The sequence below is a fragment of the Guptibacillus hwajinpoensis genome (assembly GCF_001039475.1).
Classification (GTDB): domain Bacteria; phylum Bacillota; class Bacilli; order Bacillales; family Guptibacillaceae; genus Guptibacillus; species Guptibacillus hwajinpoensis.
In genome coordinates, this window is the sequence record NZ_LELK01000015.1 from 191,143 (window position 1) to 197,952 (window position 6,810).

At 38.6% G+C, this 6,810-nt stretch carries 10 protein-coding genes; 8 read left to right on the top strand and 2 right to left on the bottom strand.

Annotation, left to right across the window (positions count from 1 at the left end; all coding sequences use genetic code 11):
- Window positions 1–133: 133 nt before the first annotated feature.
- The 7 genes from AB986_RS20985 to perR all read left to right on the top strand — a co-directional run bounded on the left by AB986_RS20985 (window position 134) and on the right by perR (window position 5,060).
- Complete coding sequence (locus tag AB986_RS20985) at window positions 134–940, top strand: DUF4397 domain-containing protein (RefSeq protein ID WP_048313649.1); 807 nt, start codon at window positions 134–136, stop codon at window positions 938–940.
- A gap of 180 nt (window positions 941–1,120) precedes the next feature.
- Window positions 1,121–1,756, top strand: a complete 636-nt coding sequence (locus tag AB986_RS20990) for a class F sortase (RefSeq protein WP_053216286.1) — start codon at window positions 1,121–1,123, stop codon at window positions 1,754–1,756.
- Between the two features lie 51 nt (window positions 1,757–1,807).
- Window positions 1,808–2,239, top strand: a complete 432-nt coding sequence (locus AB986_RS20995) for an ion channel (RefSeq protein WP_053216287.1) — start codon at window positions 1,808–1,810, stop codon at window positions 2,237–2,239.
- A gap of 53 nt (window positions 2,240–2,292) precedes the next feature.
- On the top strand, window positions 2,293–2,763 hold the full coding sequence (gene bcp / locus AB986_RS21000) for a thioredoxin-dependent thiol peroxidase (protein WP_048313650.1): 471 nt from the start codon (window positions 2,293–2,295) through the stop codon (window positions 2,761–2,763).
- Between the two features lie 246 nt (window positions 2,764–3,009).
- The gene (locus tag AB986_RS21005) at window positions 3,010–3,960 is read left to right on the top strand and encodes a D-2-hydroxyacid dehydrogenase (RefSeq protein ID WP_048313651.1); all 951 of its coding nucleotides are present in this window, start codon (window positions 3,010–3,012) and stop codon (window positions 3,958–3,960) included.
- A gap of 1 nt (window position 3,961) precedes the next feature.
- Window positions 3,962–4,516 carry a cob(I)yrinic acid a,c-diamide adenosyltransferase gene (locus AB986_RS21010; RefSeq protein ID WP_048313652.1) on the top strand — a complete coding sequence of 185 codons (555 nt, stop codon included), beginning with the start codon at window positions 3,962–3,964 and terminating at the stop codon, window positions 4,514–4,516.
- A 109-nt stretch (window positions 4,517–4,625) separates the two neighbouring features.
- The gene (gene perR, locus AB986_RS21015; protein WP_048313653.1) at window positions 4,626–5,060 is read left to right on the top strand and encodes a peroxide-responsive transcriptional repressor PerR; all 435 of its coding nucleotides are present in this window, start codon (window positions 4,626–4,628) and stop codon (window positions 5,058–5,060) included.
- 54 nt (window positions 5,061–5,114) lie between these two features.
- Here perR and AB986_RS21020 read toward each other — a convergent pair whose 3' ends face one another.
- Complete coding sequence (locus tag AB986_RS21020; protein WP_048313656.1) at window positions 5,115–5,480, bottom strand: YgzB family protein; 366 nt, start codon at window positions 5,478–5,480, stop codon at window positions 5,115–5,117.
- 210 nt (window positions 5,481–5,690) lie between these two features.
- Between AB986_RS21020 and AB986_RS21025 the strand changes: the two genes are divergently transcribed.
- On the top strand, window positions 5,691–6,557 hold the full coding sequence (locus tag AB986_RS21025) for a nucleotidyltransferase-like protein (RefSeq protein WP_048313659.1): 867 nt from the start codon (window positions 5,691–5,693) through the stop codon (window positions 6,555–6,557).
- Between the two features lie 68 nt (window positions 6,558–6,625).
- Here AB986_RS21025 and AB986_RS22820 read toward each other — a convergent pair.
- A partial coding sequence (locus tag AB986_RS22820) for a hypothetical protein (protein ID WP_236690434.1) occupies window positions 6,626–6,810 on the bottom strand: 185 nt, incomplete at its 5' end.

The window sequence follows — 6,810 nt, forward strand, 5'->3', positions numbered from 1 at the left end:
ATTCCCTTGAATTCGAAACAAAAACAATCTAACTGTAAAAAAAGTGATCCAACTGCAAAGGTTTTGTCGTATCACCTAATGAACAAACGTTGTACAAAAGTGTCACAAAAACTAAATTAGAGGAGTGGGTTACATGTTAAAGAAAGTTATGGCATCTGCCGTTGCGATGGTCATGATGTTCGGAATTATCGGTACACAGGCATTTGCAGATCATCACGAGGCAATGGTTCGAGTTATACACGCATCACCAGATGCACCTGCCGTTGATGTATATGTAGACGGTGAAGCAGTTGTAGAGGGTGCGGAATATAAGCAGGCAACAGATTATATGGCTCTTCCAGCGGGAGATCACGAGATTGAAGTATTCCCAGCAGGAGAGAATGGCGAAGGCGAACCAGTTATTAGTCAATCTGTAACACTTGAAGAAGGCATGAAATATTCTGCAGCAGCTGTTGGGAAGCTTGATGGTATCTCTATTTGGGCACTAGGAGATGATATGGAAGCGTCTGAAGGAAAAGCGAAAGTGCGAGTTGTACATGCTTCTCCAGATGCACCTAATGTAGATGTAGCTGTTAAAGACGGTGACGTTCTATTCTCAGATGTTGCTTTTAAATCAACGTCTGATTATGCTGAAGTTGATCCAATGACTGTAGATCTTGAAGTGCGACCAGCAGGTTCTGAAGATGTTGTCCTTGAAATCCCTGGTGTTGAATTAAAAGAAGGATATGTATACTCAGTGTACGCTATAGGTCTTGTAGAAGGTGAACAAACGCTTGAAGCATGGCCAATGGTGGATGCAACAAACATGCCTTCAGATATGCCGAAAACAGGTATGGGTGGTACAGCTCAACAGTCTAATACAGTAGCTTGGGCACTTCTTGGAGGAGCAATTCTAGCAGCAGGAACTGGAATTTACCTTCGTAAGAAACAAACTACTTAATTAATATAGGTCTTTTCAAAAGAGATGGTTGCTTTTGAAAAAAATATATAAACCACACTTGGCTAATTGAAGCGGAAGGTGCTCGACTCCCGCGGAAAGCGAGCACCTGAAGCGGAAATTAACCCACTCATATACAACAATGTATATAAAAAGAGTTTTAAAAAAGAAGGAGGTGCAGTGATGCCGTTAATGAAACTTCTAACTCTTCTTCTATTAGTAGGAGCAGCGGCAAGCTGCTCTTCTTTTTCTAACCAAAAGAGCGTAGACAAACCCGTTCCTTCTATTGAAGAAGTTGAACTTAATTCTGCTCCAGAATTAACCGCATCTGCTAAATCAAATGACGAAAATCCTCAAGATCCTAAAGTAGAGGGTATTGTTCCTGAGAGATTGTCCATTCCAGCTATAAATGTAGATGCTGAAATAGAACATGTAGGCCAATTACCAGATGGGCAAATGGACGTACCGAAAGACGATCGGAATGTTGGATGGTATGAGCCTGGAGCAAAGCCTGGTGAAATGGGGAATTCTGTTCTTGCAGGACACGTTGATAACAAAACAGGACCATCGGTGTTTTTTCATCTTGGTGATTTAGAACAAGGTGATATCGTCACTATATCGGATGAAAATGGAACATCTTATGATTTCGAAGTACAGAAGATCGAATCATACCCAAGAAAAGAAGCTCCACTTGAAAAGGTATTTGGAATTACGTCACAATCAAGTCTTAACTTAATCACATGTTCAGGAACATTTAACCGTGATGCAGGAACGCATGAAGAGCGGATGGTCGTCTACACCACTCTTGTAACAAAATAGTTCGTCCTAAAGTACAGAAACACCTCATAAACTTTTGTGAGGTGTATTCTAATGCTCTTATTAATGATCTTTGCCATTGCTCTTGCATTTACTAGTGTTGGAAGAAGTATGGTTTCTCTTATGAAAAGAACAAGAATACCTGGAAGTCTTCTTTCTGTTTATAAGATGTTTCTTTTATTTATCGTATACGTAACGATGATTGTGGCTTTTGGCAGTATGTATTTATCTCTGATAATACTCGATATACCTGTGCTTCAAGAAGGGCAGGTCGATCTTGCGCACATGACATTAAGCCCGCTTTCAAAAGTTCAATCTGTGCTTTATTTCAGTGCCGTCACGCTCCTATCTGTTGGGTATGGTGACCTCACACCAATTGGAATAGGGCGATGGATTGCAATTATCGAGGCCCTAATTGGTTACTTGATGCCAGCCGCTTTTTTTGTAACGACGATTGTTGATTACCGAGAAAGCTCGAAGTTGTAAGTTGGATCAAAATTCGTTACGCTTACCTTAAGATGATATAAGGAGGCGTAATGATGAGTGTAGAAATTGGTCAAAAAGCTCCTGACTTCAAGCTTCAAGCGAGTACTGGAGAATTGGTTTCTTTAGAAGATTATAAAGGTAAGAACGTGGTGCTATATTTCTATCCTAAAGACATGACTCCAGGCTGCACGACTGAGGCGTGCGATTTTAGAGATCATATTGAAGGATTCGAAGAACTCGATACGGTTATTCTAGGTGTTAGTCCTGATCCCGTTGAAAAGCACAAGAAATTTATTGATAAATACGATTTGCCTTTTCTTCTTCTCGCTGATGAAGATCATACCGTTGCAGAAGCATATGATGTATGGCAGTTAAAGAAAAATTTCGGTAAAGAATACATGGGAATCGTTCGCTCTACCTTTGTTATTGATAAAGAGGGAACACTTGTAAAAGAATGGCGTAAAGTTCGCGTTAAAGAGCATGTGGAATCTGCGTTGAATTATATTAAAGAAAACCTTTCTTAAGATGATTGTCTCAGAGGGCATCCGACTATACTCTTTTTGTTTCTTTACATAGAGTATAGTAGATCATATCTTCTATTGGGAGCGCGTTATGCGCTCTTTTTTTATATACAGAAGTTTAATTGCATCAATGTGCTTTTTAGTTGGGAATTTTATTTGAATAGAGTTGTATCGCTTAGAACATAACGAGAAATCATCTATACTTAAAAAGAAGAGAAGTATCAATATAAGATAGAGAGGGATGAAGAGGTGCAGATTCTATCAACAGCAAAATTAAGGTCTGACATTAAAGATCAACTTATAGAAGCATATCCGGAAGTGACGTTTCGATTCGAACGTTCAATGAAGGAAGCGGAGCTTTTTCTATCTGAAGCAGAGATTCTTCTTACATATGGTGAAGATCTTACTGTAGAACATATTGAGAAAGCCCGTCATCTTAAATGGATTATGGTTCTTTCTGCAGGACTTGAGCGTATGCCGTTAGAAACAATTAAGGAAAGAGGCATACTCATTACAAATGCAAGAGGCATTCATAGCATCCCGATGGCAGAGTACACGATCTCAGTAATGCTTCAGGTTGCTAGAGAAGTGAAACAGGTCATAGCTAATGAATCACAGGGTATTTGGAAGAAGAAAGTTCCGATGGAAGAAATCACAGGCAGCACGATTGGTGTAGTAGGAACGGGAGCAATCGGTTGTGAAATTGGTCGGATTGCTCATGCATTTCGAATGAAAACGCTTGGCGTTAATCGAACAGGGCATGATGCTGACCATTTTGATGAAATTTATAAGAATGAAGATATTACTTCTATGCTTCCAAGGTGTGATTACGTCATTGGCGTTTTGCCTAGCACAACGAACACTAAGCATTACTTCAGAAAAAAGCATTTTGAAGAGATGAAACAATCAGCAGTATTTATCAATATTGGTAGAGGAGATACTGTAAATGAGCAAGAGCTTCTCGACAGTCTTAATGCTGGAGAATTGAAACATGCTGTGCTAGATGTATTCGAAAACGAGCCACTTGACCCGTCTCATCCATTTTGGATAATGGATAATGTTACAGTGACGCCTCACCATTCGGCTATTTCAGAGAACTATCAGCCAAGAGCCATTGAGATATTCGAATATAATTTGAAAAAGTACTTAAATGAATGTGACGATATGAAAAATGTCATCGATCCTAATAGGGGGTATTAAAATGAAAATTTATACGAAAACAGGCGATAAAGGTGAGACATCTCTCGTGTACGGACAACGTGTACCGAAAAGTGATGCACGAGTAGAAGCATATGGGACATGCGATGAGGCGAATTCTCAAATTGGTCTCGCTTTGAGTTATGTTCAGAACACGCATTTTGACGGTAAAGAAGAATGGGAATCAAGCTTTCACAAAATACAAACCTGGTTATTCCATGTAGGTGCTGAACTTGCAACTCCTAAAGGTAAAAAAGTAGGATGGACTATTGAGGAAGAGCATATTAATGAGATGGAAAACCAAATTGACAAATGGGAAAAGGAATTAGAACCATTACGAAACTTTATTCTACCTGGTGGACACGCATCGGGGGCAAGCCTTCATGTAGCTCGTACAATCGTGCGACGAGCTGAAAGGAATACTACTTTAATTGGAGATGCGAATCCGCTTGTCTTATCCTTCTTGAATCGTCTGTCAGATTTTCTATTTGTAGCAGCTCGATACATTAACTATCATATGGGCGAAAAAGAAAATATTCTTCATCAGGACCAAAAATAGCGTAATCCCTGCTACATGTAGGATTATTGACAAATCCCATCTTTAGGATGTACACTATTTATAAACATTACAAAGTAAGAATGCTTGTTGAAAGTGAGGTGCATGACGAATGGCTGAAGAAAAACTGCACGAAGCAATTGATGCAATGAAAAATTCAGGAGTTCGTATTACTCCGCAGCGTCATGCCATTCTGGAGCATTTAATCCAGTCTATGTCCCATCCTACAGCTGATGAAATATATAAGTCTCTAGAAGGTAAGTTCCCTAATATGAGCGTAGCAACAGTCTATAATAACTTAAGAGTATTTAAGGAAATTGGACTGGTGAAAGAATTAACTTACGGAGATTCTTCTAGTCGATTTGATTGTGTTACAACGGATCACTATCATATTATTTGTGATGACTGTGGCAAGATAGTGGATTTTCATTATCCTGGATTGGATGAAGTAGAAACACTTGCGGAACAAGTAACAGGGTTCCGAGTTGGTGATCACAGAATGGAGATTTACGGTAAGTGTCCTGATTGTCAGAAGAGCAAACACTAAAATAATTTAAGAACAAAGGCTTCCTCCATATGATGGGGGAAGCCTTTGTTCTTGTTAGGATTGTTTTTTCTGGATTTTCTTAATGTTGTATTTCTCATCGAATTCTTTTCCATCAAGTTCTGGATCCATCGTTAGTGGTTGTTTGCAGTGCATGCATGCATCTACACGTCCTAGAACTTTGGTCGGTTTCTCACAATTTGGACAAACTACTTGAATAGCTCTTGTAGAGAGCATTCCAATCCAAAAGTACACAACAGCACTAGCGATCGTTGCTAGAAATCCGATGAGCATAAAGGCGGTCATAAGAAAAATAGAAGTCTTGAAGAATATTCCTATATACATAATCGCAATTCCGATAAAGACAAGACTCAGTGCGAACGTACGAATTTTATTAATCTTATTGGTATACTTTAGTTGCATTGCATGTCCCTCCTGCACACAAGTATAGCATACGCGTAGGGTGTAAGCACTTTCCTTATTAGAGGACATACAAATTTCAAAATTAGGATTGCTAAATTCATTACAGGATTTATAATGTGGATTGTTGAATACTTAAGTTTATACGGTAAAAGGTAAAATGGATTGCAACGAATGGTATGATAAGTATAAATACATCTGGGGGATAGAATGATGGAGAACCTTTTAAGGCCGATTTATCAAGAGAGAGCCAGTCATCCCGAAACACTCGGCGTACTGGTAATTGAAAAAACGAAGCCGTTTCATCCGCTGACCGACAATTTCGATGTTGTCTTATTAATTATTGTAAATAATGATGAGAAGTCATGGTTTGTAAAACATTATGAATTTGAAGATAAGAAAGCTGCAATGCATGTAGTATCCGAACAACAGGTTAATAAGTGGTTAGGATCGGGTAGTCACCGCCGCCTTGTTGCATGGCTTGTGAATGGTAAAATTATCTTTGACCGTAATGAATACATAGCGGGATTAAAAGAGCGAATTCGTGATTTTCCTTATGAAGAACGTATTAGTAAAATAGGTGTGGAGTTTGCTCGACTTATTAGAAGATATACAGAAGGTAAAGATTTATTTGCATCTAAGCAATATATGGACGCTTATAATTTTATCCTTCATGCTTTGCACCATCTAGCTCGTCTTTCAGTCATTGAACATGGTTTTCATCCTGAGATTACCGTTTGGAATCAGGTTAAACATATTGAACCGGAAATCTTTAAATTGTATACCGAGCTTCTATCGGGAGAGGATCCTCTAGATAAGCGACTTGAGTTGCTTCTTCTTGCTAATGATTTCTCGCTATCTTCTAAATCAACCAATGCAACAGTTCACATTCGAAATGTTATGAAAGAACGTGAGAGTGCGTGGACATACCAAGAATTGATGGAAGAAGAACAATTAAAAGATTATGGCATCGATCTTGGTGCACTTATTGAATATATGATTGATAAAGGATTAATTGAAGTTCACCAAAGTGAAACAAAGGGTACTGGGATTTTCATACGCAAGTACAAAGCAATATAAGGAATGATTGGAGCGGAGAAAAAATCTTAAGAAAAGGGTTGACCATATTTTTTCTCCGTGGTATATTATTACTTGTCGCCGCGAAGGAATAACGCGGTAACAAAATGAATTAAAAAAAGTTGTTGACTTCGACTGAGTTTATGTGTTAAATTAATAAAGTCGCTGAAAACGACACCGAAAGAAACAAATCGATCTTTGAAAACTGAACGAAACGCCATGTAAGTAGTTGTTTCTACGGAAACAAAACATTGTT